Consider the following 25,586-nt stretch of genomic DNA (forward strand, 5'->3'; position numbering starts at 1 on the left):
AGCATGGACCCCAACTCCCCTTGCGTGACCTGCGAAAACGCTAACTACCCGGCCTTGGGACAAGGCCCCAGCTCGCCTTCGCCGGGGTGCTGGCACACCAGCTGAAGCGGCGGGCCGGGGAGTTGGGGTTCGTCGTGCACAAGCGGTCCGGCCCCGTCAGCCGCGCACGTGATCGAGCCCGGACGATGCTGACCAGGGAGCGGGTGACATCGGCGCCGATGGATCCGGGGCAGCTGATCCTGTTCACCATGCCCGTACCTGGCAGCGCGAGAAGCACGTCGCCACCACTGCCTTGTGCCCGCTGCCGGACCGGGCGCAGGAGGTGTTGGACGCGTTTACCGTCGGCTACCCGAAATCCTGGATTGCCGACAAGGGCAGCGTCGTGGGCGGCGCGGCCTTGGTTCTGCATACCCTGCTGGCCAGGGTGGGCCCGCACGCGCCGATTCCTGAGCGGGATGTGCGCTCCCTTGCCGGGGCGGTGGCGGCCGGCACCGCCGCGACCCGCTGCGTGATCTCGTTCCTCAACGGCCAGGCCCTGCTGGAGGAGGACAAGATATTCGAAAGCGATGGCCAGTTGCTCACCGACGTTCAGCGCCAGCTCCACCGTTGCATCCCGGATCTGGGGGCCGAGCAACGGGACCGGCACGACGAACGGGCCCTGTCCGAGCGAATCGAACAGCTACCCGAACCGATGGCCGACCAGCTGCGCGCCTGGGTACGGGTCATGCGGGGCCGCGGCCGGTTCCAGCATCCTCCGGCGCACTACCGGCGTATCCGCCACTATCTGCGCATCGCCTGGCCTGCCCTTACGTCTTGGGCCGCTGCCGGGGAGGATCTGCGGCAGATCACCGCCGACGACGTCCGGGCCGAACTGGCCCGGCACCAGGGCAATGTGGCTCGCGGGCTGCTCAGCGTGCTGCGCAGTATCTTCCGGGCCCTGAAGCAGGAGCAGCTGATCTTCCGCAATCCCACCGCTGGGATACAGGCGTCCGCCGGAGTCCACCTGCCGCTGCCGCTGTCCAGCGACCGGCTGGCAGGGGCGCTGGACCGGCTGGACGGGCCTGCCTCCCGGCTCATCGTCGGCCTGGTCGCTATCCATGCCGTGCGCGCCGTGGAGGTCGCTCGCCTCGACCTGGCCGATGCCGATTTAGTCCGGCGGACGCTGGCGGTGCACCGCGGCGAGCACACCCACACCGTCTATCTCGACGACCTGAGCGCCCACCTCGTGGCCGACTGGCTGCGCGAACGCAGACGCCGCTGGCCCCAGGCCAGTAACCCGCACCTGATCATCACCACCCACTCCTATCGGCATCCGGCATCGCCACAGCTCAGCTACTGGCTCTGCGGGCTGCCTTCGACCGGGTCGGACTGCTGCCCCGGCAGGTGTGGGCCGACCGCATCCTGTATGAGGCACGAGAGACCGCCGATCCCGTGCACCTCGTCCATCTCTTTGGCATCCACCCCAACATCGCGGTGAAGTACGTGCACGCCGCACATCCGGACAAGGCCCTGCCCCGCATCCGCTGACCGGGCGGCTGGTCCGGTGTACTTGCTGGTCACCAGCCGGTGACGCGCTGCCAGATGTTCTGGATCGCCGGTGTGGTGTTCGTGGTTCGGGTGCTGTCGATAACGTGGTAGCCCTGGTGCTGGGCGGCGGTGGCGCAGGCGTGGTTGGGCAGGATGCGCAGGCGGGTGCCGACGGGCAGGTCGGGCAGGCGGGTGCCGTCGCGGGTGGTGAGGGTGCCGTGTTCCTGGCTTGCGGCCGTCATGACCAGGTCCGGAATGAGGGTGCCGTCCAGGTCGGTGACCAGGCCATAGCCCTGGTCCTGCGCCTGGACGGCAGTGCCGCGGTCGCGGGACATGGCCATCCAGCCGCCGTCGGTGATGATCCAGCCGTATTCGGGGCGGTGGCCGATGACGGTGACGACGACCGACAGGGCGAGGTCCTCGATGTGGCAGAGGCCGATGCCGGCCATCACCAGGTCGAAGAAGACGTAGTTACCGGCGCGCAGTTCGGTGACGCCGGTGAGGTCCTCGGCCGCGTGGGCGGTGGGGGTGGAGCCGACGCTGACGGTGGCCACGGGCAGGCCGGCCGCGCGCAGCCGATCGGCCGCGGCGACGGCGGTGTCGCGTTCGTTCTTCGCTGCCAGGCGCTGTTCCTCGGCGGTGTAGGCGAAGTACGACTCGCCCGCGTGGGTCAGCACTCCGTCCAGACAGCCCGCGTCATGCAGGATGCGGCCGATCTCGACGAGCCTGGGTGCGTCGGGCTTGAGGCCGCCGCGGTGGCCGTCGCAGTCGATCTCGATCTGGGCGGGGACGGGAAGGCCGGCCTCGCGGGAGGCTTGGGCGACGAACTCCGCCTGCTCGGTGCTGTCCAGCAGGATGCGCAGGGTGACGCCGCGGCGCAGCAGCTTGAGGACGCGCGGGAGTTTGTGGGGGTCGATGCCGACGGCGTAGGTGATGTCGGTGTAGCCGCCGTCGGCGAACGCCTCGGCCTCGGCGAGGGTGGAGACGGTGATGGGGCAGGGGGTGCCGTGGTGCAGGAGGGCGGCGACGTCGAGGCTCTTGGCCGTCTTCACGTGAGGGCGCAGGGTGACTTGAAGCCGGTCGGCCCTGGTTGCCAGTCGTTCGATGTTGCGCCGCACCTTGTGGGCGTCGACGACGGCGAACGGGGTGTCGGGATCGGCCAGGGTCCGGGGGGTGCCGGGGTCGGCGGCGGTTGCTGGATTGTTCACAGGGAGATGTCCATCTTCTTCAGGAGGGCCAGGCCCAGATACAGGTCCTGCGCGCCGATTCCGGAGCTGTCGAAGACCGTGATGTCGCTGTCGTCGGTGCGTCCCGTGGCGCGTTGGGTGAGGACCTCGCCGAGCGGGGTGAGGACCGTCTGGGCCGGGGCGTGCTGGCTCTCGCCCATGCGGCGGGCCTGCTCGGGCAGGTCGCAGAAGACGCGGGCGCGGGCGAACAGTTCGGGCGGGAGTTCCCGCTTGCCGGGGGCGTCGGCGCCCATGCAGGAGACGTGCGTACCGGGGCGGACCCACGCAGCCTCGAACAGCGGCGGAGTGTCGGCCCGGGCGGTCGTGGCGGTGACGATCACATCGGCCCGGGCACAGGCCTCTTCGGCGCCCACGCTCCGGGCGGTATACCCCTGGGCTGCCAGTACCGCGGCCATCCGCTCGGCACGCTCGGCAGTGCGTCCCACAACCAGGATCTCACCGATGGGCCGGATGCGGCTGACGGCCGCCACCTCGTAGGCGGCCTGGTGGCCGGTGCCGAAGATGGCCAGCGTGGTGGTGCCGGCGCGGGCCAGCAGGTCGACGGCGAGGGCGTCGGCCGCGGCGGTCCGGTAGGCGTTCGCGGTGCCGACCTCCAGGACGGCCGCGATCCTGCCGATCGTCTGGTCCAACAGCAGCAGGGTGGAGTGGTGGCGCGGCAGCCCGTGCTCGGTGTTGCCCGGCCAGTAGGTGCCGATCTTCACCCCGGCGTGGGTCGCGGACGCGGATGGCTTGAGGGTGAACTGGTTGCGCGGGTCGGACCCGTGTACGGCGAGACTGGGAAAGACCGTGCCGTCCACCGTCGCGGCGAAGGCGGCGCGGGCTGCTTCCAAGGCCAGATCCTCGTCCACGAGCGCGGCGGTCTGCTCCTCGGTGATGTGCAGCAGAAGGCGCGCGGCCGGTGACGGGCCGGAGCCGGTCGAGGAAGCGGGCACGGGGCCGGTGGTCGATCCTGCGGCGTTCACGAAATGCCCCTTCACTTGGCGTAGTTGTAGACGGTCGCCCGGGACACGCCCAGCAGGTCCGCGATGGCCTGTGCGGCATCACGCGAGTCGAAATGGCCGTCCTGGTGCAGCTGCCGCACCAGTGCCTTCTTGTCCTCCCGCCCCAGCGACCGGGGAGTCGCTCCGCGCTCCGCGGCCAGTTCCTCCACCGCCTGGCGCAGCTCGCGCGCGCTGCGGTCCCGCAGGGTCTCCAGGGCCTGCTCGCGGTGCTCGGTGTCCGTTGCCACGAGGCTCGACAACGCGAGCGTCACCGGTGACAGCACCGAGACGTCGAGGTTCAGGCAGAGAGCCGCGATGTACTCGCCGGCGGCGTTCTTGATCCCGATGGATGTGCTCTTCGCCGGGCGACCGTCGGGGAACTGGTTGGGGTAGTTCTGGATCACGCTGGGGTAGCCGGAGTCCTCGATACGAGCCAGGCCCAGCTCGGTGACGGAGTCCCCGACCTCGCGGCCCGAGAGGTTGTTCTCGATCACTCGGATCGCGTGCTGCGGATCCCGCAGGTCGTGCAGAACCACCTCGCACAGGCCCGGGAACATGCGGCCCAGCGCAACAGCGATCTTCTCGGCCTCATGGATGAGGTGCTCGTCCGCCTCAGCCGAGGCCGAGGTGACGATGCCCTCGCGTTCGCCCCTCTCCACACCATCAACAACGCGTGCCACAGGGCCCCCATCCTCGACTTGAACTAGATTTCTATTCTATATCTAGATAATGAGTCTAGGAATCCTCTCGACGATTGTCCAGCAGCCCTTCAGCCGACGGGGCGGTGAGCATCAGGGCGTCGCCACAGAGCCACCCGCCGACGGCCACGTTCACCCGCCTCGCTACCTGGATGATCCTCGACCAGGCCGGACTCCCACGGACCGTCCGTTGCTCCTGATCGCCGCGAACTCGCCACTGTGGCTGGCACCAACGCAGACCCTCGTGTGGGTTCGCCCGCAGACCGCTCCAAGAATCCGCGAACCCATGCGCTTCCAACTTCGACTTCCTCATGGCCAGCTGGGACCTCAAGGACCTCCGCACGATCATCGACGACTCCCTCGCCACGCTCAGCGACGTGGGAGCACCGGCCACCTGAGTGCTCTCCAACCACGACGTCATGCGCCACACCAGCCGCTACGCCCGCAAGACCGTCGCACGCTGGGTACCCAACGAGCGGTACCAGCCCCAGGGACCCGTCGTCGACCTGGACCTCGGCACCCGCCGCGCCTGCGCCGCAGCCCTGCTCATGCTCGCCATGCGCGGCGGCGCCTACATCTACCAGGGCGACGAACTCGGCCTCCCCGAAGTGGAGGACCTGCCCGAGTCCGTCCTCGAGGACCCCATCTGGGAACCTTCCGGCCACACGGAGCGCGGGCGCGACGGCTGTCGCGTGCCGATTCCCTGGTCCGGACAGACCGCACCCTTCGACTTCAGCCCCGACGACGCCTACGCCGCACCCTGGCTGCCCCAGCCCGCCAACTGGAACGAACTCACCGTGGAGGGCACAGACCGGCGACGAGACCTCGATGCTGGAGCTGTACCGCACCACACTCCACCTTCGCCGCGAGAATCCTGCCCTCGGCGACGGCACCATGACCTGGCTCGAAGCTCCCGCCGGCGTCCTCGCCTTCAGCCGCACTCCCGACTTCGTGTGTGCGGTCAACCTCTCGACCGAGCCATACCGGCTTCCCGCACAGAATCGGTCCTGAACCGCCCCGGGTTCGGTAGAGATCTCAGATTGTGGTTGTGACCTGGGGTTTCGTGGATTCCATGTAGTGGTTGGCCTCGTACTCGACGGGCGGAACGTGGCCTATCTCACCGTGGAGGCGCCGGTGGTTGTACCAGTCGATCCACTCGGCGGTGGCCAACTCGACTTGGGAGAGCGACTTCCAGGGACGCTGGGGTTTGATCAACTCGGTTTTGTACAGGCCGATCGTCGATTCCATCAGGGCGTTGTCGTACGCGTCCCCGACTGATCCAATACTCGCCGCGATGCCGTCCGCGTCGAGGTGTTCGGCGAGGCGGAACGACGTGTATTGCCCGGTGGTCCGGTGAGATCTGCCAGGTGTCACGCACACTGGTGTCGCTCAGCGTCTGTTCGCCCCGCCCGAACAACGCCGGCCGTGCCACCGAGATCAGTCGCTTCACCTGGGGCGCCCGCAGCGGAAGGCTCACCGGCCCGACCCCGGCCACCTCAAGGCCCAGGCCGGCCACCGGCACCTCCAGCCGGGCACTGAAAGCCCCCGCCGCCTTCGCCCCGCCGAGCAGCCCAGCCAGCCGTTCCCTCGGTGCCGCCACCACACGCCTGCCCTCCGGCCCCCGCGGGCCCATCGTCCTCGGCCCGATCCTACGAACCCGAGGGCACCGCCAGGACCGTAACCGTGGATGGGCCCCGCACGAGGGATCACATCCAGGTTCCGTGAGATGAGCCGCAGCGCCTGTCGGTAGGCTGCGCGGACGTGAGCGAGTATCAGTACTACGAGTTCCAGGCCATCGATCGACCGTTGACCAAGGACGAGCTCGAGCAGATGCGGGCCTTGTCGAGCCGAGCCACGATCAGCGCGACGTACTTCGCCAACGAATACCACTACGGCAACTTCCGCGGCGATGAGCGCAAACTGATGGAGCAGATGTACGACGCCCATCTGTACTTCGCCAACTGGGGCTCGCGGCGCCTGATGCTGCGGCTGCCCAGCACCCTGCTGCCCGCCCGCAGCGCCGAACCGTACTGCGTGGAAGATGCCTTGACCTGCTGGACCAGGAAAGGGCACCTGCTGCTCGACTTCTCCTATGAGGCCGAGGACGGCGGCGAGTGGGACTTCGAGACCTCCTTCACCCTCGCCTCGTTCACCACACTGCGTACCGAACTCGCCGCAGGCGACCTACGCCCCCTCTATCTGGCCTGGCTTTCCGCGCTCACCCGCTGGGAGTTGGAGGAGGACGTCGACGAGGACGAGTACACCTCCACCGTCGAGCCGCCCGTACCCGTCGGCCTTGCCCAACTCACCGGTCCGCAGCAAGCCTTGGCCGACTTCCTGCACGTCGACCCGCACCTGCTCACCGCGGCTGCCCACGCCAGCGGTGCCGCTCCTTCCCAGGCAATCGACAAGGACGCGCTCGCCGCCTGGATCCGCGCCCTGCCGCAACGTGAGAAGGACGCCCTGCTGCTGGACGCCGCCCTGGGCGCCGCCCCACAGCCGGGCCCCGCGCTGCTGACCCGCCACCGCGCCGCGACCCGCGGTACGGCCGAACCGTCCACCACCACCCGGCGCCGCTCAGCCGCGGAGCTCCTCGACGCCGCCCACGAGGTGCGCAGCGAGCACACCCGGCAGCAGAAACAGGCCGACGCCCAGGCCCGCCGGGCCAAACAGCTGGCCCGCGAGAGCCACCTGGACCGCCTGGCCGAGAACGCCGAGCAAGCCTGGCAGGACATCACCAACCTGATCGGGCAGAAGCAGCCCGGCCCCTACGACGCCGCCGTCACCCTCCTGAAGGATCTCCGCGAGGTCCACGACCGGGCGGACACCCCCGAGGCGTTCGCCCGGCGCCTGCACGACCTGCGCGAGCAGCACCGCGGCAAGCCCTCGCTGATGCGGCGCTTCACCGACGCCGGCCTGACAGCACGCTGAGGCACGCTCAGATGTGGTGGCGCGGCCCTCGGCCAGGAGGCGGAGTGCGGCGAGGGCGGCCGAGCGGCCAGTCGTGGACAGGGAGATCAGGGCGTCGATGGACCGTTCCGGTTCGAGGCAGCCGAGTTCACGACCGATGGTGCCAGAACCTCCACAGCAGCCGCTCGGTGCCCTTCACCTCCATCGCGGTGCCGTCGCCGTGGGTGAAGCCCGCAGCAAGCACCGGATGGATGGCATCGCGCAAGTCCTCGCGGAGCCGGGGCTCCGCCCACAGCGCGCCCAGGGCGCACTCGGCCACCTGCCGATCCGCTGCGGTGGTGCCGAGCCAGGCCAGCGCAGCCGTGTGCTGGCGCAGCTGTTGGCCCGTCAGCTGCGCACGGCCGGCAGCCGAGAGCTTGAGCGTACGAAGGCGCTTGGTCACCAGTCGGTGGGTGCGGGCGAGTTCGTGCAGGTCGGCCAGCTGGAACAGGTCCGCCTCGGAGCGCGGCCCCTTGCCGATCGGGTACCAATGCGGGTAGCGGGCGAACGCGGCTGCCACCAAACCGAACCTCGGCGCCCGCGCCCTGATCGGCACAGCGGCACGCACAGCAGCAACAGTGCCCCCGGCAGGAGCGGTCCTCGTCTTTCCTCCGCGCCTCACCAGCCGAGCCTTCGGCAGCCGAAGGCTCCGGTTCCTCGATGTGCAAGAGCATGAGCAAGTCGGCCGTGATCACACGGTACGCGTTGCCCAGGCGAAGCACCGTGCACGGATACTGGCCGAGCTCGGCCGGCGCGTACCCGGTGGTCCTACTGAGCGACAGTGCGCGGTTCGCCCCCGTGTCCTGGATCCGGCAGATCAGAAGATGCCCGGGCCGGGGGTCAGGATGCCGCTCGGGTCGTAGCGGTTCTTCCACGAGACGAACTGCGTCCACATCGAGCCGTAGTGCGCTTGCCAGTCGGCCTGCGTGAACGCGCACGCGCCGTGCGGGTAGCGCACGCCGCCGACGGCGGCCGCCTCCTGGTAGAGGCGGTAGTTGCGCTCCATCATCCGCGACGCGAATTCGGGATCGGGACCGGGCTCCGCCGAATCGGTCAGCACGCTGACCAGCCAGACCCAGGGGCCGCTCGCCCCGCTCGGGAGTCGCAGCAGCGGTCGGCCGTAGCTCGAACGCAGCATCGGGAAGACCAGGCCGAAACCGGTCGGGCCCAGGTCATCAGGGGTCAACGCCGGGAACACCGACTCGACGTACTGCTCGACGGCGCCGTCCGGCAGGAACAGGTCCGACCAGGGCTTGACCTTCGCGTCCCAGTCCAGGTTCGCCGAGAAGGTGTCGTACATGTTGGTGACCAAGGAGATGTAGTCGAGATAGTCGGAGTCCTCGAAGGGCGCGGTGTCCGCGGCAGGGCTGAGCCCGCGGAGCAGTCGGGACGCGTCGGGCGCATCGCCCGGGTTGTAGAAGACGGTGGCCCACAGCGTCATGGGCTGTGCCGTGCCCGGCTGGGGAATGCTGCCGAGCGAGTCGAACTCACCCCGGTTCGCAAGCACGCGGATGTCCTGGAAGAAGGTCGGAATTTCCGAGTACCCGATCCGATACGTTCGTGCCAGCTGTTTGACAGGCACCAGGTCGATGGTCGCTCGCGTAATCACGCCGCACTGGCCGAGTCCGGCGAGTGCCGCCTCGAACAGGTCACTGTTCTGTGTGTCGGAGCACCACATCAGCCGACCCTCGCCCGTGACCACCTGGAGCTGCCGCGCGTGATCGACCTGCGCGCCGGCCTGATAGGCCGACATCATCCCGATGCCGCCCATGGAAAGCGTCCCGCCGACGGTCGTCTTGATGTAGCTGGTGATCGACGCCGGCGTGAGACCCTGCTCGTACGCGGCCTTGATCAGGTCCTTCCACAGCACGCCGGCGTCGACGTCGGCGCCGCCCGTGCCGAGCGAGTGGATCGTGTTCAGTGACTGCGTTTCGATGATCAGGCCATCGCTCACGAGCGGTTGACCGAACATCGCGTGGTGCGTGCCGGCCGGTGCGACCTTGATGCCGTGCCTGTCGCAATAGCCGACCATCTTCCGGATGTCCTCGACCGACCCCGGCCGGAGCACCGCACACGGTGTGTTGAACACGATGTTGCCCTGGTCGTGCGAATTCGCCGCGATGGACTCCGCGTCGAACGTGAGGGTACCGTCAAGAGACGGCGCGGCGGCGAACGACGTACTGTCCGCGGCCTCGGCTTCGGTCACCCACTGCCGGGCGACCAGGTCGAATCCCACCACGAGCGCTACGGCCCCGGCTCCGAATCGGGACAGGAACTGACGTCTGTTGACGGGACCGCGTTCTCTGAGTGACATACCAGGCTCCGTGGTAGTGACGCGGCGGATCGTCGGCACACCGCGTCAGATTTGTCGTCACGCCTCGGAAAAAATCAGCTGAGCGAGTTATGCGGGGCCGACGGCCGTGGTCCAGCGCACGGTTCGGCGCCCAACTTCCGAACCTCGGAGATGCCGCGCCCTGCTTCCGGTGGGCACCGGACAGCGGTGCCGACGACGGGACGACCTGGCCGTCGGCGTGGCCGGTCAAACGAGTGCCCGGCCCCGGCCCCGGGTCCGGGGCCGGGGCCGGGTCTGCGGTTCCCGCCTATAGCGATCGCCCCCTGAATTCCGCTCAGTTTTCATCATTGCACCCGAGGCGCCGCCGCACGATAGGGCAAATCACCAACGGCAGCCGGATCTGCGGCCATTGACGTACCGGTCCGTGGTGGACCCACCTTGCGAAGCGGGAGGCTGCATGCCCATACCGGGCCATAGTGGCCACGATGCAGCCCGAGTCGCCACACCCCCGGCCGCAGCCGACACCACGGTCGGCCCGTGGTGTCCACCGGGGGCTTCGTGCTGCACCATGCCCTGCACATGCGCTCGGGGTTCCGTCGGCTCATGGGACGGATCAGCAAAACGCAGCGACCTTGTGCGGATTGCCCAGCGCCCGGCCAACCATGGGCAGGTTCGCGCGGGGCGCCCGTACCGTCTGGCACTCACACTGCCTGGGGCAGACCTTCTACGTCGACGAAAGCATTCATTGCTTCCCAACCCGGCTCAGTTGGGCCGGCCCCTGCTGCCGGACGGCGTCGCTGAGGGGTGCGGGACCTTCTCCTCACCCGCCCGCCTCTGGTCCTGCTCCGGTACCCCCGCCAGGGCTGCTACTTCGAACGCGACCACCAGGACTTACGGAAACGGGAGCCGGATCAGGGCCAAGTGGGCCTCCAACCGTTTTACGTGCCCAGGTTGATGAGGCGCCGGCCCTCTTCGCAGCTTGGAGGCGGCCGACCTGCAGGCGTGGCTGGTGATCAACGCTTACGCCCAGCTCCGGCTCGCGCGTCCACTGGCCACCGCTCTACGGCGCGCCCGGGGAAGCCGGCTCCGCCGGACGGACCCCACGCCCGCCGCGTCCTCAGAGGGTTCCGCAATCGCCACGTTCTCGTCCCTCACCCGTACTGCCGCGCAGTGAGACCCTCGGAGCGGCCAACCCTCGTACGAGTCCCACATATTGACGACCCGTCACCATCCGGTGCGGTGATACGATCAGCCGCACTTACCGAAGGGACGGATAGGCGCAAAAAGAGCATCTTTCGCCAAATGGTGCGGCCTGGGCGGTAACCCTGGAATGGCCGCCCTTCGGTCTGTGTGAATTGACGGGAATTCAGTAGCTGGCCTTCAGCCGCCTGAAGAGGGTCTCATGACGCAATACATACAAAGTCCGGCGCTCTGGGCTCTCCTTGCCGTAACCCTTGTCGCCATCGCCCTAGTCGTTCGCCAGCGAAGGGCGGCGCGGAAATTACGGCAGGAGATCGCGGGGCTCAGAAACCACTACGGTGAGCTGGAGAGCCATTACTCGGAGTCCGTCCGGGAAGCCCAGCAGGAAGCCGAGGGAGAAACGAGGACAGCCCTGAAGTCCGCCATGCGGACACTGCAGGGTCTCGCTGCCGAGCAGCAGCGCATCATTTCCGGGCTGCAGCGGAAGTACGGCGACTCCGTCATGCTCCAGGACCTCCTGGAGATCGACCACATGAACGCGCAGTTCGGTCGGCGTGCGCAGTCCATCGCCGTGCTGTGCGAGGGCTGGCTCGGGCGGCACCGTGACGTGGCCTCGGTGTTCGACGTGGTCCGCAGCGCCCAGGGCAGGATTCGGCACTTCCAGCGGGTGGAGATCCTGTCGAAGGTCGACTTCGGTGTCACCAGCCGGGCCGTGGAACCGGTGGCGCTGGCGCTGGCCGAGCTGCTCGACAACGCGACCAGCTACTCCAGCCCGGACACCGTGGTCGAGATCAACGTCCGTACCGTGCCCAAGGGCGTCTGCATCGTCGTCGACGACGCCGGTGTCGGTATGAACGAGGAGGAGAAGGCCAGGGCCGAGAAACTCCTGACGAGCGAGCGGGCCACCGGCGTCTCGGGCCTGGGCAACCCTCCGCAGTTCGGCTTCGCGGTGATCGGTGTGCTCTGCGAGCGGTTCGGCTTCACGGTCTCCGTGGACTCCACCTCCCCCTACGGAGGTGTGCGGGCGGTCGTGCTGCTGCCCGACGAACTGCTCACCAGCATGCCCGAGCCGAGGCAGCCTTCGGACCCGACGGAATCGCCGGCGCCGCGGAAGACGCCGTCGGCCATCGACGCGGGTCCCGCGGTGTACGAGAACGAGCCCGAGCCCTCGCTGCCCGTCGGCACGACCGACGACGGGCTGCCCAAGCGGCGGCGCAAGCGGCCGATGGCTCTGGTCTCGACCGGCCCGTCCACCTCCTCGCCCTCCTCGCCGACCTCGAAGCGCCGGAGTGAGGAGACGGCAGCGATCATGGCCGCCTTCAAGCAGGGCACGGACGCCGGCCGCGCCACGCATTCGGAGGCCGCGGAGCGGCCGAGCAGCACCCGTGAGGCAAGCAGCGAAGGACACGAGGGCCGATGAACAACGATCTTTCATGGATGCTTGACAGCGCCTTGGAGATCCCCGGAGCTCTGCACGCGGTTCTGGTCTCCGCCGACGGGTTGCTGAGGGCCCGTTCGAAGGACGTACACAGGGACGACGCGGAAAAGGCGGCCGCCGCGATGAGCGGCATGCAGTCGTTGAGCCGATCGCTGGCGTTCTTCTGCTCCCGGTCGGATCTGCGGTGGCAGCAGACGCTGGTCGAGTTCGACGGCGGCTGGATCTTCCTGATCTCGGCCGGTGACGGCGCCTATCTCGCCGTGTCGGCCTCCTCCGACGTCGACATGGCGGACATCACCTTCCGCATGCAGCAGCTGGTCGGCCAGTTGGGCAAGGTAATGACCGCTCCGCCTCGGGAGAGCAGCGTGATAGGGCCATGACCGATTCCGACAAGCGGGAGCACGAGGCCGCCGAATTAGTACGTCCGTACGTCATCACAGGCGGCCGCAGCCTCCCGGGCGAGCACCAGTTCTCCCTGATCACGCTGGTCACGGCGGCGGCCGACCAACAGCAGCGGCCTGCCCGCCTCTCGCCCGAGGAACAGAACCTGCTGCGGATGTGTGTCGGCGGTTATCTCTCCGTCGCCGAGATAGCGGGCCATATGCACCTGCCGGTGGGGGTGGTGAGGATTCTGCTGGCCGCTCTTTCCGAGGCCGGTTATCTCGTCGCCCGCCCGCCGGTGCCGCGTGCCCCCGTCGCCAACCTGCAGATTCTCCAGGAGGTGCTCAATGGTCTCCAGTCCAAGTTTGGATGAGCGGGCGTACGTCCAGGGCGGCGAGACGCAGACCGCCGTGAAGATCCTGGTCGTCGGGCACTTCGCGGTGGGCAAGACCACGTTCATCGGGTCGATCTCCGAGATCTCTCCGCTCTCCACCGAGGAGACGATGACCCAGGCGGGCGAGGCGATCGACGACCTCAAGGGGGTCCAGGGCAAGACCACCACCACGGTCGCCATGGACTTCGGACGCCTGACCGTCAGCGACCGCGTGGTGCTGTATCTCTTCGGCACACCCGGCCAGCAGCGCTTCGTGCAGATGTGGGAGGACATGGCCCGCGGCGCCCTCGGGGCGCTGGTGCTGGTCGACCCTGAGAGGCTGGCCGACTCCTTCGCCGTGATCGACCTGATCGAGCAGTACGGACTCGACTACGCGATCGCGGTCAACCGCTTCGACGGTACGTCGAAACGTGACGAGAGAGCGCTGCGCGAGGCGCTGGATCTGCTCGACGACACCCCCATCGTCACGTGCGACGCGCGTGACGAGCGGTCGTCGGCCGAAGCACTGATCACACTCGTCCGCTATTTGATGGACCGTGCCCGTTAGGAGCAGAGCAGACATGACCCCCGATTCCACCCTCCCCGCACCCCCACCCGGCTGCCCGGCCCATGACAGCGGACAGCGCGTGCCGCTGTACGGCACGGAGTACGCGGCCGATCCCCAGGCGTACTACGCGCACATGCGTCACTACGGGCCGACGGCGCCGGTCGAGATCGCGCCCGGCGTGGACGCGACCCTCGTCACGGACCACGCGACGGCGCTGCAGCTGCTCCAGGATCCCGGCAACTTCCGTAAGGACGCACGCCGTTGGCGCGACGTCGCCGAGGGCAAGGTCGGCCCGGACAGCCCGGTCGTGCCGATGCTGGGGTACCGGCCCAACTGCATGTTCACCGACGGCGCCGAGCACGCGCGCCTGCGCCAGGCGGTCACCGACAGCCTCGCCAAGGTGGACTCCCGCCGACTGAGCGACATGACCAAGCGGGCCTCGGACTACCTCATAGCCCAGGTGGCCTCCCGCGGTTCGGTCGACCTGATGAACGACTACGTCAAACAGCTGCCGCTGCTCGTGTTCAACGAGCTCTTCGGCTGCCCGGCGGACATCGGTGACCGGGTCGTCTTCGGCATCTCCGGAGTCTTCACGGGCGTCAACGCCGAGAAGGCGAACGCGGTGCTGGGTCAGGCCGTGTTCGAGCTGGTGGCGCTCAAGCGGGCCAGGCCGGGCGACGACGTCGCCTCGTGGCTGATACGGCACGAGGCACGGCTGACCGACGAGGAACTGGTCCATCAGCTGATCCTGCTGCTCGGCGCCGGCGCGGAACCGCTGCGCAACCTCATCGGCAACACCCTGCACCGGCTGCTTCTCCACGACCAGTACGCCGACGGCGGCCTGATCGAGGAGGCCATCGACGACACGCTGTGGGAGAACCCGCCCATGGCGAACTACGCGCCGCACTATCCCGCGGCCGACATGGAGTTCGGCGGGACGAAGCTGAGGGCGGGCGATCTGATCCTCGTCAGCATGACGGCCGCCAACACCGACCCCGCGCTCGCGGCGGCCCGCCGGGCGGGCGGCAGGCGGGCCCACTTGTCATGGAGCGCCGGCCCGCACGCCTGCCCGTCCAAGGAACTCGCCCGGCTCGTGACCATGGTGGCCATCGAGAACCTGCTCAACCGGCTGCACGACATCGAACTCGCGGTGCCCGAGGACAGCCTGACCTGGCGGCCCGGCCCCTTCCACCGCGCGCTGGCCGCGCTTCCCTGCCGCTTCACCCCGCAGGTCGTGCCGCAGCCGAACCCGCCGCGCGCGACGGAGACATCCGTACGCGGCGACCACGCCACGGCGGGGCGGAAACCCGAGCGCGCGGGCGTGTGGGGCTCCTTCCTGTCCTGGTTGAAGGGGTGACGTACACAACAGCCTGTAACACAGGACACTGCATGAGTATTCAACCAAGGGGGTAGTAAAGCGGCGGCATTCGTGGTGAACAACGAACAAAGGGAGGTGTCGTGGACCACATATCCACCGACGCCGCTTCAGCTCCACATCCGGACGTTTCCCGCCGCTCCCGACGACACACCGCGTTACGGAACGCAAAGCCTCCCAGGGGCGTGACCCGCCTCCACCAGTCGCCACGAGACGAGATACCCGCCCTGGTCGGCGGGTATCTTTCTATGTCCCCTCGCGCCCTCGGCCCCCGCGCCCTCGGCCCCCGCGAGTCAGGGCTCCTGCCCGGGGGCTCGCGCCCGCACCCCGAGCAGCGGGGAGACCACCGTTGAGCGCCTTCGGGTCCGGCGCCGGGAGGGCCCAAGGCGCTCAGACGCTCGGCGGGCTCGTGACAGGCCAATTGCTGCGGTTGTGCCAGGTGTCGGGGCTCGAACGATCCGACGCGGAGACGTACGCACACGTACTGACCGACTCGCTGGGCGCAGTGGCCGAACGGCCCCTGGACCTGCCGCCCCCCTCCCGGAGTTTCCTGTCCGACGATTCCACGCCGGTGGAGTTCTCGCTCTCCTTCGCGCCGGACGCGCCGCCGACACCGCGCGTGCTGCTGGAACCAGGATGCGGTGCCGACAACCTGAGGGAGAACGGCCGAACCGGGCTGCGAGTCGTCCGGTCGATGGCCCGGCGTTGGGGCTTCGCCACCGATCAACTCGACGTTCTGGAGGACCTGTTCTTCCCTCCCGACCCCGAGGGTCCCCTGGGGCTCTGGATCGCGCTGGAGTTGCGCCCCGGCGGTATCCCCAAGGCCAAGGTGTACCTGAACCCCGCGGCGGCCGGCTCGACGCGGGCCGCCGAGACGGTACGGGAAGCGCTGGACCGCCTCGGCCACCGGCACTCCTTCGACTCGATACCACCGGCCGACGACTACCCGTTCTTCGCACTCGACCTGGGCGACTGGGAAGCGCCGCGTGTGAAGATCTACGCCACTCATCACGGGCTGCCGGCAACAGCCGCGGGCGGTCTGTGCCGGATGGAATCCGGGCCCGACGGCGAGACGTTGGAGGAGTTCCTCCGCCTGGCGGGCGGATTCGACGAGGGAACGGAGAACTCGCGGGCCCCGCTGGAGGCGCGATTCGACCGGCGGCCCATCCTCTCCTGCCATTCCTTCACCCGGACGGTCGGCGGGCCCACCGGTTTCACCCTGCACGTCCCGGTCAGGGACTACGCCCGGAACGACAGGGAGGCGCTCAAGCGGGCGAGGGCCGTCTTCGGCCGCCACGGCCTGAACGCCGCCGTACTCGACCGGTCGTTGGCCGCCGTCACCTCGCGGCCGCTGCGGGACGGCGTGGGGCTCATCGCGTACGTGGCACTGGCCCACGAGCAGGGCCGGCCGGCCCGGGTGACCACGTACATCTCGTCGGAAGCCTACGAGGTCCGGCCGCCGAACACCCCGCTGCCGCCTCAGGAGATGGCTCCTATCGGACAGTATGAGCCCAGTCGTCGACACATCAGCCATGAAGCAGCCCACAGCACGTCAGGAGCAAGGATCAGCGTGGAGCCCTACCGCATCAAAGTCGTCGAGCCCATCGCGCTCACCACTCGGGAACAACGCGAAGCGGCATTGAAACGAGTGCACTACAACCTCTTCGACCTGCGTGCCGAGGAGGTGACCATCGATCTGCTCAGCGATTCGGGAACCGGTGCCATCTCGGCCGCGCAACTCGCCGCGGGCATGGAGGGCGACGAGTCCTACGCCGGCTCGCGTTCCTTCTACCGCTTCCACGAGACGGTGACGGAGCTGACCGGCTACTCGCACATCCTGCCGGCCCATCAGGGACGTGCCGCGGAACGCATCCTGTTCACGACGCTTCTCGAACCTGGCGGAATCGTCCTGTCCAACACTCACTTCGACACCACACGGGCGAACGTGGAGCTCTCGGGATGTCAGGCGCATGACATACCCTGCGCCGAGGCCCGGGACCTGGACAGCGCGCGGCCCTTCAAAGGGAACATCGACCTGAACGCGCTACGGCGAACGCTCGACGGACCGGACGGTTCCCGCGTACGCGTGGTGATCATGACGATCACCAACAACGGCGGCGGCGGCCAGCCGGTCTCCATGGAAAACCTGCGGCAGACCGCCGAAATCTGCCGCCAGCATGGTATTCCCATGATCCTGGACGCCGCCAGGTTCGCCGAGAACGCCTGGCTGGTGACCCGCCACGAAGCGGCCTACCGCGGCCGCACTCCCCGCCAGGTGGCTGAAGAGGCGTTCCGCCTGGCCGACGGCTGCGTTATGAGCGCCAAGAAGGACGGCATCGTCCACATCGGCGGCTTCATCGGGCTCAACGACCCGGAACTCGCCGAAAAGTGCGAACGGCTCCTCATCGCCACCGAGGGCTTCGCCACCTACGGCGGCCTCGCGGGACGCGACCTCGACATGATGGCCACCGGCCTGCTGGAAGTGACCGAGCCCGCGTACCTCGCGGAGCGGGCCGACGTCGCCTCCCATCTCGCCGACCGCGTCCGCGCTGCGGGCGTCGACATCCTCGAACCCCCGGGGCTGCATGCCCTGTACCTCAACGCCGGACGCCTGCTCCCCCACATACCTCCACACCACTACCCCGGCCACGCCCTCGCCTGCCGCCTCTACCTCGAAGGCGGCATCCGATCGGCCGAACTCGGTTCCCTCTACCTCGGCGAGGAGGACGAGGAAGGCAACCCCATCAAGAGCGCGCCGTACGAGCTGGTCAGGCTGGCGCTCCCGCGCCGTGTCTACACGCGCAGCCACTACGACCACGTCGGCAGGACCCTGGAACGGATCGCCAAGGACGCGGAATCCGTACACGGCTACAGGATCGTCGACCAGTCCCCGATTCTGCGGCACTTCCGCGCCAAACTGCAGCCGGTGACCAACTGAAAGCCGCCTCTCAAGCGCCCCTGACAGGACAGACCTTGGCCGCGGAAGGTCCCAGCCCGAGGCACCACCGCGGCAACACCATGTGAGCTACCCTCTGCGGCCTGCCTTCAGTTGATCAAAAACCCCCTGAGCGCTGTCCCGTAATTGATCTACGACGTGCTGATTGACCGGCCTGTTTCTTCGTCAGCCGGCGAGGGCGAAGTTGTACAGGCGGGCGATGCCGAGCATGGCGTGGTGGACGCCACCGCCCTTGAGGCGGCAGCCGCGGAGGACCTTCCAGGTCATCATGCGGGCGAAGGCGTGCTCGGCGCGGGCGCGGACCTTGCGGTGGGAGGCGTTGTGTTCCTCTTTCCAGGCGGAGAGTTCGGCCTGGCCTTTCTCGCGGCGGTGCGGGATGACCAGGCCGGTGCCCTGGTAGCCGCCGTCCGCGATCACCGTCGTACGGCCGACGGCGGCTTTCGCACCGGACAGCTCCCACGCCTTGCAGTAGTTGCGGTTGCCGGGCAACGGGCGGCCGACCGCGACGACCAGCCGGGTGTCGGCGTCGATCACGACCTGGTGGTTGGTGGAGTACCGGTAGTTCTTCGACTGCTCGGCGATGCTGTGGTCGCGGGTGGGGACGAGGGTGCCGTCCACGATCAGCACGGTGTCCTTGCGGAACCGCTTGCGCTGCTGGAGAGCCAGCGCGGGCCCGAGGTGGTTGATGATGCGGTCGGCCGCCGACTTCGACACCCCGAACAACGGGGCGAGCTGGCGCAGGGTGAGATTGGTGCGTCAGTAGGCGGCGACCAGCAGGACCCGGTCCTCCAGCGGCGGGCTCCAGGGCCGGCCCTCGCGAACTGGGTCCGCCCCTTCGCGTCGCAACGCACAGCAAGATCATCTCACCCGTGACCAGCAGTTACGGGACAGCCCCTAGGTGCTACGGAAGGCATTCGATCGCCTCGGTCGGTAGCACGACGGGACCATCCGGGTGCTCGTCGCCGATCACAGCAGTCTGCACCAGCCGCCGACAAGGTCAGCTCCGGACCAGGTTCTTCTCCATGACCTCGATGTAGTTGAAGATGAAGTGGTCCCTGATGCCATCGCTTCCCGGGGCGAGGAGGTCGGTCGTGAGGCCCTTGGCCCGGTCGGTCAGCCCACTCAGCAGAGGCAGGGATTCGCGCAGCTTGCCGGTGGAGTCGAGGTACCGCAGCAGTTGGGTGTGGGTGTAGACGGGCTCGGGTGGCAGGTGGGGCACGATGTCGTTGTTGTTCACAAAGCGGTGTGTGCGCTTGGCGAACGCCTTGTCACAGGCGGCGGCAAGCACCCGGTCGGACACGCGGGGCTGACCGAAGGTGATGATGCCGTCGGCCAGCAGATTCGGCTCCTCGAAGTGCAGCCGCGCGCCGGCGAGCATGGCGAGGGTACCCCCGAGGCTGTGCCCGGTGATCCACACCGTCTGGCCGTTGGTCCGCGAGACCTCCAGCACCTCCTTGACCTGCGGAAAGACCGAGTCCAGTGCCTCGCCGAAGCCGTAGTGGACGAACCCCTTCGCCCCCCGGGCCGGGCCACGGCGTGCTGATGTCCGAGAGCCAGTCCTTCATGTTCAGCGGCTCGGTCCCCCGGAAGGCGACGACGATCATGTCGTCGCTCGCCATGGTGTACGCCTGCGTGTCCTCCGCAGGAAGGGCGGCGTGAACGCCGTGCGGTGGTGATAAACCTGGCCGAAGCCCCACTGCTCGGCCTGGGCCTTGATGGTGGCCTCGTCCTTGTAGGCGAGCTCGGAAGCCCGGCACATCCAGTAGGCGTGCTGCAGGTTGTAGGTCTTCGTCTGGTGATCGATTGCGGGGATGGGCATCGCGTTCTCCCGGTGCAGACAGGTCAGGGACAAGGCCACGGAATGGGGCCTTGATTGTCATAGCCGCACACAGCCCGTATGGGATGCAGTCGGCACAAAGATCACCTGGACGAGGCGCCGCCGAATGGACGATCAGCAAGTCGGCGTGTTAGTCCGTACTTAGCAGCGGGCCAAGGCACGGTGGCGGGCTGGTCCAGCGCGGAGGGGGCGGTTTGCACTAGGCGCACCAGCCGGTGCGCGTGCCGGCCGCCAGTCACTGCGCGCTCCTCAGCTTCAAGGTGCGGGAAGGACAGCCAGTACTCCCGCAGAAATGTCGTCGGCATGGCCTGCCCAACTGGCGAATCAGTGGGGGCGTTGGTGGAGGGCCGAACTCGCGGGAAGGGCTCGGCGGCGGGAGGGGACCTGGCCGGCGATCCGCGTGAGGGCGAAGGCCGGGTGCGGCTCTTCGCCGACTGGGTCGGCGTCCGCTCCGGCAGGGGCACCGGCCACACCTGGGGTGTCGGGGGTACCCCCGGTCATGCGCCGCTCGGGCAACCGGTTCTCGATGAGGCCGCGGCCCCCCACACCGGCATGGCCTCCCGCGACAGCACCGCCGCCTTCATCGGCCACGACTGACGCCGAACGCCTCCTCCGGATCCCCGAGGACACGGCATGCGGGCAGCCGCCCGCACGCCCACCGATGCGGTAGCGGCCCGTCCTCACTTCGCGGGCGACGGTGTCGAGCCGGCCGCGTGGCGTGAACTGAGACGGAGCCTCAGTCCGGCCGCCGGTCTCTACCACCCGGAGGGCGCGGAGTGCGCGGCACGGGCGACGCCCGACAACCAACGTTACGCATCCGTCCGCCCGGCCGGTGTCCTCGCGTGCGCGACCGAAGGCGACGTGGCGGCCGCGATCCGGTGGTGCGCCAAGCACGGCGTGACCTTCGCGCCTCGCTCCGGCGGGCACAACTACGCGGGCTACTCCACCACTCCCGGTCTGGTGATCAGCCTGCGCGCGCTGAAAGGGGTGGTCCCACAAGGGCGGCGGCTGCGTCTGGAGGGCGGCGCCACGAACTCGGACGTGTACGCGGCCCGTGCGGCCAACCTCTACTTCCCCGGTGGGCGCTGCCCGGACGTTGGCGTCGCCGGGCTCACCCTCGGCGGCGGGCTCGGGTTCAACGACCGTAAGTGGGGCCTGACCTGCGACCGGCTCACCGAGACCCGGGTCGTGCTCGCCGACGGGACGCTGGTACGCGCGGCCCACGACGAGAACGCCGACCTGTTCTGGGCCTGCCCGGGCGGGGCCGGCGGCAACTTCGGCATCAACACCGGCTTCGTCTTCGACGCCGTGTCCGTCGCCCGGCTGCGCGCCACCGTCTTTGACCTGACGTTCGCACTGGACGCGGGCCTGAAGGTGATGGAAGAACTGCGGCACATCCTCGACGCGGACCGCGACAACGACTTCGACGTACGGATCGGCTTCAAGCATGCCGGCGACGGCACCACGCTCTGGCTCCTCGGGCAGCGGCTCGGCGACGAGAACGCCCTACGACGCCTGCTCACGCCTCTTCTGCGGCTGCGACCGACGCGGACCTTCATCGAGGAACGCGGATTCTGGTCCGCGCAGGACTACCTCATGGAACCCCTCGGAGCGAAGGAGGCCTACGCCCCAAGTCCCTTGTCCCCGACCAGTGGCCCACTCCCGACACGGTGGCCGCCGTCGCCGACTGGACACGCGGCTGGCAGCCGGGACCCGGCCGGGCCACCGGCTACGTGACCCTGTTCGCCATGGGCGGCGACAGCGCCGCGCCCCGTCCGGACGAGACGGCCTACCCGCACCGCGGCGCGACCTTCGTGATCGACATCGGCACCCACTGGAAACCCGGCACCCCGCCCACCGAGGTATACACCCTCCTCGAACAGACGTGCACCGCCCACCACATGCTCCGCCGCCGCCTGTCCACCCACGCGGCCTACGTCAACTTCCCCGACCCAGACCTGTACGACTGGCAGCACGCCTACTACGGCCCCAACTACGACCGCCTCGTCGCCGTCAAGCGACGCTACGACCCCGCTGCCCGCTCTGTTCCGCTACACCTCACTGACGCCGGCCTGACAACCCGGTGAGGCGCGCGCAGATCTGGTCGCGTGGGCCCTCGGCCACGAGGCGGAGGGCGGCGAGGACGGCAGGGCGGCTGACCGGCCCGCGGTGCATGGGGGCCAGCACCTGGACGTCGCGGCGCGGGTCGAGGCGGAATTTCCGCGGAATCCGCCTGGCCACCACGTCGACGTTGAGACCGGCCGCGTTGTCGGTGTCGTCCTCCGCGAAGAGAAAGAAGTCGCGCAGGCCGTCCGTCAGCGAGGGCAGGCCCTGGTTGATCCAGTGGGCGTTGGTCACCACCGTGGACTGCTGCGCCTGTCGGAAGATCCTGGTCAGCCGTACCGAGGGGATCGGGCCGCAGGTAGGGGCCATCCATGAAGCGCCTGCACAAGCTCATTTGATGCTCACCACAGAAACCCGCCAAGCCCAGCGACCAACCTCGCTGTCTGTCGAAACTGCACAGCCCCATGCCGTCCGTCCCCTTCCCTCGGACACGCGACACATCACACACCGGTCGAAAGGAGCGAGAGGCCTCTGACGACGCATCACGCACAGCTGTCCACCGGCTGTCCACCGGACGCGCCGCCCCTCGGACCAATTCAACACTTCAGTGCAGCAAAACCGCAGGTCAAAGCCCCTTGGGCTAGCCATGCGCGACAGGTGGTAGATCAACGACCTACGCATTGCGATGCGTAGACGCCAACTGTCCGATTAGCCCGAATTCCAAGGTCACCCTAAAAAGAAACCCCAGGTCAAAGGCTTGACCTGGGGTTCACCACAGAGCCGCCTTCGGGATTCGAACCCGAGACCTACGCATTACGAGACCATGAGTGATCGTGTTGCGTAGTGCCTCGTCGTGCTACCCAGTGACGTTTGCGCTGATCAGAGCATGCGCAGCGGGTTGACCCCTGCCGGCCTGTGATGCGCTGTCCAAAGGCGTCTGTCCACCGGCTGTCCACCGGACGGGACTACACCTGCATTGCACGAGCGCGCCAGCCAACCCTCGGAGGACTTCCCACTCGCACCCTGAGTGAGTGCAGAAGCTATTGTCGACAACTGACAGCGCGCTCAGCACCACATCGCTTGCGCATCACGACGGACCGAATTTCTGACCGTACCCACGACCGTCAGCCAGCCACCGTTCTCTTCAGCCCGGCGTCGCGCCTCTGGTTCAGCACCGCGTCGGCCGGGCTCAGGTCCGCCACGCCAGTGCCGCGGTAGGCGATCCGGACCACGGTGACCTTGCCGAACACCGTGGCCAGCGTCCGGTGCTGGCCCCGCTCGATCCTCGAGCGCCGACACCGGCGCTGTCCACGACCTCTTCACGACGCGCCTCGTTGCTGGCCCGCAGAGTTAGGTGGTCCTGGAACAACTGGGCGGGTGACCTCGCGCGTCCTCACCCCCAGCAGATTCTCCAACTGCGCGTGCGTCATCACCGCCACCTCCGAGGCCGCCAACTACGCACACGACGCCGCGAACATGCCCACCGAGGCAGCGAAAGCATCTTCACCTCCGCGAGCGCGCTCTGGGCGGGCCCCACCACGCTCACCATCCCTGCTTCCTGCCGTCGACCTTGAACGGCCCGAACGACGGCTCGGCCAGGATCCCGCGCTCCACCAGCCGCTACAGCTTCGAGCGCATCCCCTCGACATGCCGCGGCTCGGTCGCCAGCCCCAGCTGCTGGCAGACCTCTCCCCTTACGGCAGGCTCGACCCCGGCGACGGTAGAAGCCGACACGACCAACCACATCCCGAACCTCTGCGAATCACCCCAACGAGGCACCCTCAGAAGATCTACACCCAACTCGCTTTCCAACTGTTCGTGTGAAGCACAACAGCGACGGCTCTGCAGGACTACCCGCTCACCGGTCCGGACAAAAAAGAACCTTTGGGTCTTTGACCTGGGGGTTCATCACGGAGCGGGTGGCGAGAATCGAACTCGCTCTCTCAGCCCGGGAAGCGACGGCGCTCGGGCACGGGCACGCTCTGGGCACGGCTCCGCGGATCGGGGTGCCCGGTTGGCCCGGCAGAGCCCGGACTGGCCCTGACACTCGGAGCGGCCCAGCAGGGCCGTCGCGACCGCACATGGCTGAGGTCACCGCGGTCACCAATTCGGCACTTCGATGGTGGCGTCATGAGGGCTTGGAGCTCGTGGCTCGCTTCCTGGCGATGCAGGTTGTCCGGGCGCCGGAGCCGGACCTGGGAACGGATCGCCGCAGGGCTTTGACATGGTCGTCGCCGGGTCGATTCCCACGCGGTCAGACCCAAGGCTGACCGAGATGACCTATTCCGTACGACGCCCCGCTGGCTTTCTGTGTGGGAAGGGCGCATTGACCAGCGCTGAGGCGGCTGTGACGAGTAGGGGCTCGAGATGTCGAATGGCTTGTTTGGAGTAGTTGCAGGAGGCACTTTATTAACGCATGATGATTTAATCTTTACCTTTGTGCGGGATTTGTTGGCTGCCCGTTCCGCGCTGGTGAGTGAGCGGCACAGTCAGTGGTCGATGGGGGAGATGGCAGTGGGGTACGAGGCACACGACGATTTAAGACGCCGATTCACCTGCCGGATGGAGCCTCGGGCGCGCAGGCGGCCGTGTGTACGTCCTCCCCGGCCGTTCGGGGCGTCATCGGAGATCAACCACCTATGCGTCGAACGCCGTCGGGCGCGTCCGAACGGGCTCCGATACACCCGTGTGAGGGAGTGGCACGGCGCGAGGTGCTCGCGGCTGTCTCCTATCGCCTGTTGGGATGTTCCCCGAGCCCTGTTCGAACGGCGGCCCGCGGCCGCCCCTGGCGTCTTGATCCTGACGCAGACGTAGGTCTAGGCGCGTAGGTGTAGGCGCATGCGGAAGGCCGCGGGCCACCGTGTCAAGTATTCGTGTCAGTAGGGGATCTGCGCCTCACGGGCTCAGTGGGCGCGCTTCAGGGATCCCTTTTTGCACTGCAGCGAGAAAAGCTCCTCGGGAGGAAAATCAGCCATGTCCGTCGTCCGTGTGCTCCTCGCCTGCGAGAACAAACTCCTCCAGGACGCTGTGGCCGGGGTTCTCTCCCTGCAGCAGGACATCCAGGTGCTCGGCGCGGCGGGAGTGAGCGAAACTGTAGGCCGCGCCGTCGCGTTACACCCCCACGTCGTGGTACTGGCCCCGTGGGCGACTCCTGTGGCGGCCCGCACCGTGCAAGTCCTGCGAAGAGCGGCGCCGAGGGCGGCGGTGCTGGTGTTCGGCGCGCCCGGTGTCAGCCGCACGCAGATCATGGCGGCGGGTGCGCACCGGTACCTGCCCGAGGGATCGGGTCAGGAGGAATTGCTGTCTGCTGTACGGGAGTTCGCGGAGACCCATGCGGCTGCCGCACCCGTGCCGCAGCCCGACATCAGACTGTCGCCACGCCAGCAGGAGGTACTGGCGCTGGCCGCGGAAGCCCTGTCGAACAAGCAGATAGCCCGAAGCTTGGATATCAGCATCGGCACGGTCAAACGGCACCTGCACGTCGTCTTCCAGAAACTGGGAGCGGTGTCCCGGCTGGACGCTGTCGCGCGAGCCCATGCCGCAGGGCTGCTGTCCGTCGTCGGCGGACCGGCCGCAGCAGGCTCCAGGCCCGCCGACCGTCTGGTCCTCACGAAGATCTGACGGGACTTAACGCAGATCTGACATGGACAGCATTGTGCCCGGGGGAGAGAGCGAAGAAAGTAGTGAGTACGTTCCGGTG

General features: G+C 68.1%; 20 protein-coding genes and 4 pseudogenes. 13 read left to right on the forward strand and 11 right to left on the reverse strand.

Annotated features, from left to right (window positions below; genetic code table 11):
• The first annotated feature begins 325 nt into the window (after window positions 1-325).
• The gene (locus F3T56_RS46605) at window positions 326-1,477 is read left to right on the forward strand and encodes a site-specific integrase (RefSeq protein WP_172639325.1); all 1,152 of its coding nucleotides are present in this window, start codon (window positions 326-328) and stop codon (window positions 1,475-1,477) included.
• A gap of 79 nt (window positions 1,478-1,556) precedes the next feature.
• Here F3T56_RS46605 and F3T56_RS37205 read toward each other — a convergent pair whose 3' ends face one another.
• From F3T56_RS37205 to F3T56_RS37215, 3 genes are read right to left on the reverse strand one after another with little or no spacing between them, the layout of a single operon-like run.
• Entirely contained in the window at window positions 1,557-2,735 is a 1,179-nt protein-coding gene (locus F3T56_RS37205; RefSeq protein ID WP_149829851.1) for a DSD1 family PLP-dependent enzyme, read from the reverse strand.
• Window positions 2,732-3,736, reverse strand: coding sequence for an ornithine cyclodeaminase family protein (locus tag F3T56_RS37210; RefSeq protein WP_246204267.1), 1,005 nt, complete (start codon window positions 3,734-3,736; stop codon window positions 2,732-2,734). Before F3T56_RS37210 ends, F3T56_RS37205 begins: the two co-directional genes overlap by 4 nt.
• 11 nt (window positions 3,737-3,747) lie before the next feature.
• Window positions 3,748-4,389 carry a helix-turn-helix transcriptional regulator gene (locus tag F3T56_RS37215; protein WP_246204270.1) on the reverse strand — a complete coding sequence of 214 codons (642 nt, stop codon included), beginning with the start codon at window positions 4,387-4,389 and terminating at the stop codon, window positions 3,748-3,750.
• A 482-nt stretch (window positions 4,390-4,871) separates the two neighbouring features.
• Here F3T56_RS37215 and F3T56_RS50490 point away from each other — a divergent pair, with 482 nt between their 5' ends.
• Window positions 4,872-5,504 carry an alpha-amylase family glycosyl hydrolase gene (locus F3T56_RS50490; RefSeq protein WP_484422110.1) on the forward strand — a complete coding sequence of 211 codons (633 nt, stop codon included), beginning with the start codon at window positions 4,872-4,874 and terminating at the stop codon, window positions 5,502-5,504.
• On the opposite strand, the pseudogene F3T56_RS37225 reads toward F3T56_RS50490, so the two are convergent.
• A pseudogene (locus F3T56_RS37225) lies at window positions 5,488-5,793 on the reverse strand (integrase core domain-containing protein); the annotation flags it as partial. The gene F3T56_RS50490 and the pseudogene F3T56_RS37225 overlap by 17 nt on opposite strands.
• A gap of 420 nt (window positions 5,794-6,213) precedes the next feature.
• Between F3T56_RS37225 and F3T56_RS37230 the strand changes: the two are divergent.
• On the forward strand, window positions 6,214-7,383 hold the full coding sequence (locus F3T56_RS37230; RefSeq protein WP_149829855.1) for a hypothetical protein: 1,170 nt from the start codon (window positions 6,214-6,216) through the stop codon (window positions 7,381-7,383).
• A 127-nt stretch (window positions 7,384-7,510) separates the two neighbouring features.
• Here the strand turns inward: F3T56_RS37230 and F3T56_RS37235 are convergent, their stop codons facing one another.
• Together F3T56_RS37235 and F3T56_RS37240 are read right to left on the reverse strand one after the other, a co-directional pair.
• Window positions 7,511-7,921: a hypothetical protein gene (locus F3T56_RS37235; protein ID WP_149829856.1), complete on the reverse strand. Its 411-nt coding sequence runs from the start codon at window positions 7,919-7,921 to the stop codon at window positions 7,511-7,513.
• Window positions 7,922-8,218: 297 nt separating this feature from the next.
• On the reverse strand, window positions 8,219-9,715 hold the full coding sequence (locus F3T56_RS37240; RefSeq protein WP_149829857.1) for an FAD-binding protein: 1,497 nt from the start codon (window positions 9,713-9,715) through the stop codon (window positions 8,219-8,221).
• 1,381 nt (window positions 9,716-11,096) lie between these two features.
• On the opposite strand from F3T56_RS37240, the gene F3T56_RS37245 reads away from it, so the two are divergent.
• The 6 genes from F3T56_RS37245 (at window position 11,097) to F3T56_RS49880 (ending at window position 17,967) form a co-directional block, all read left to right on the forward strand.
• Window positions 11,097-12,314 carry a sensor histidine kinase gene (locus tag F3T56_RS37245; RefSeq protein WP_149829859.1) on the forward strand — a complete coding sequence of 406 codons (1,218 nt, stop codon included), beginning with the start codon at window positions 11,097-11,099 and terminating at the stop codon, window positions 12,312-12,314.
• Window positions 12,311-12,712 carry a roadblock/LC7 domain-containing protein gene (locus F3T56_RS37250; protein ID WP_149829860.1) on the forward strand — a complete coding sequence of 134 codons (402 nt, stop codon included), beginning with the start codon at window positions 12,311-12,313 and terminating at the stop codon, window positions 12,710-12,712. The genes F3T56_RS37245 and F3T56_RS37250 overlap by 4 nt, the downstream gene beginning before the upstream one ends.
• Window positions 12,709-13,086, forward strand: a complete 378-nt coding sequence (locus F3T56_RS37255; RefSeq protein WP_149829862.1) for a DUF742 domain-containing protein — start codon at window positions 12,709-12,711, stop codon at window positions 13,084-13,086. Before F3T56_RS37250 ends, F3T56_RS37255 begins: the two co-directional genes overlap by 4 nt.
• Window positions 13,061-13,654, forward strand: coding sequence for a GTP-binding protein (locus F3T56_RS37260; RefSeq protein ID WP_149829863.1), 594 nt, complete (start codon window positions 13,061-13,063; stop codon window positions 13,652-13,654). Before F3T56_RS37255 ends, F3T56_RS37260 begins: the two co-directional genes overlap by 26 nt.
• Before the next feature lie 13 nt (window positions 13,655-13,667).
• Window positions 13,668-15,011, forward strand: coding sequence for a cytochrome P450 (locus F3T56_RS37265; protein WP_149829865.1), 1,344 nt, complete (start codon window positions 13,668-13,670; stop codon window positions 15,009-15,011).
• 367 nt (window positions 15,012-15,378) lie between these two features.
• Window positions 15,379-17,967, forward strand: coding sequence for a tryptophanase (locus tag F3T56_RS49880; RefSeq protein WP_149829866.1), 2,589 nt, complete (start codon window positions 15,379-15,381; stop codon window positions 17,965-17,967).
• 183 nt (window positions 17,968-18,150) lie between these two features.
• On the opposite strand, the pseudogene F3T56_RS37275 reads toward F3T56_RS49880, so the two are convergent.
• From F3T56_RS37275 to F3T56_RS50305, 3 genes and pseudogenes are all read right to left on the reverse strand, one after another.
• A pseudogene (locus tag F3T56_RS37275) lies at window positions 18,151-18,831 on the reverse strand (transposase); the annotation flags it as partial.
• 151 nt (window positions 18,832-18,982) lie between these two features.
• Window positions 18,983-19,486: pseudogene (locus tag F3T56_RS50300) on the reverse strand (lipase family protein); the annotation flags it as partial.
• 99 nt (window positions 19,487-19,585) lie between these two features.
• Window positions 19,586-19,804, reverse strand: a complete 219-nt coding sequence (locus F3T56_RS50305; RefSeq protein ID WP_425473712.1) for a hypothetical protein — start codon at window positions 19,802-19,804, stop codon at window positions 19,586-19,588.
• 357 nt (window positions 19,805-20,161) lie between these two features.
• On the opposite strand from F3T56_RS50305, the gene F3T56_RS37285 reads away from it, so the two are divergent.
• Genes F3T56_RS37285 through F3T56_RS37295 form a run of 3 tightly spaced genes read left to right on the forward strand, consistent with a single transcriptional unit; the run spans window position 20,162 to window position 21,909 of the window.
• Window positions 20,162-20,419 (forward strand): hypothetical protein, encoded by a 258-nt coding sequence (locus tag F3T56_RS37285; protein ID WP_149829868.1) that lies wholly within the window; start codon window positions 20,162-20,164, stop codon window positions 20,417-20,419.
• 36 nt (window positions 20,420-20,455) lie between these two features.
• Window positions 20,456-21,559 (forward strand): FAD-binding oxidoreductase, encoded by a 1,104-nt coding sequence (locus tag F3T56_RS37290; RefSeq protein WP_149829869.1) that lies wholly within the window; start codon window positions 20,456-20,458, stop codon window positions 21,557-21,559.
• Between the two features lie 11 nt (window positions 21,560-21,570).
• Window positions 21,571-21,909 (forward strand): BBE domain-containing protein, encoded by a 339-nt coding sequence (locus F3T56_RS37295; protein ID WP_149829871.1) that lies wholly within the window; start codon window positions 21,571-21,573, stop codon window positions 21,907-21,909.
• Between the two features lie 69 nt (window positions 21,910-21,978).
• Here F3T56_RS37295 and F3T56_RS37300 read toward each other — a convergent pair.
• Both F3T56_RS37300 and F3T56_RS49515 read right to left on the reverse strand, forming a co-directional pair.
• Window positions 21,979-22,237: pseudogene (locus F3T56_RS37300) on the reverse strand (SF1B family DNA helicase RecD2); the annotation flags it as partial.
• Between the two features lie 773 nt (window positions 22,238-23,010).
• Complete coding sequence (locus F3T56_RS49515) at window positions 23,011-23,136, reverse strand: hypothetical protein (protein WP_281291950.1); 126 nt, start codon at window positions 23,134-23,136, stop codon at window positions 23,011-23,013.
• Window positions 23,137-24,859: 1,723 nt separating this feature from the next.
• On the opposite strand from F3T56_RS49515, the gene F3T56_RS37305 reads away from it, so the two are divergent.
• On the forward strand, window positions 24,860-25,507 hold the full coding sequence (locus F3T56_RS37305; protein WP_149829872.1) for a response regulator transcription factor: 648 nt from the start codon (window positions 24,860-24,862) through the stop codon (window positions 25,505-25,507).
• Window positions 25,508-25,586 lie beyond the last annotated feature (79 nt).

The sequence above is a fragment of the Streptomyces tailanensis genome, assembly GCF_008386495.1.
Lineage (GTDB): Bacteria > Actinomycetota > Actinomycetes > Streptomycetales > Streptomycetaceae > Streptomyces > Streptomyces tailanensis.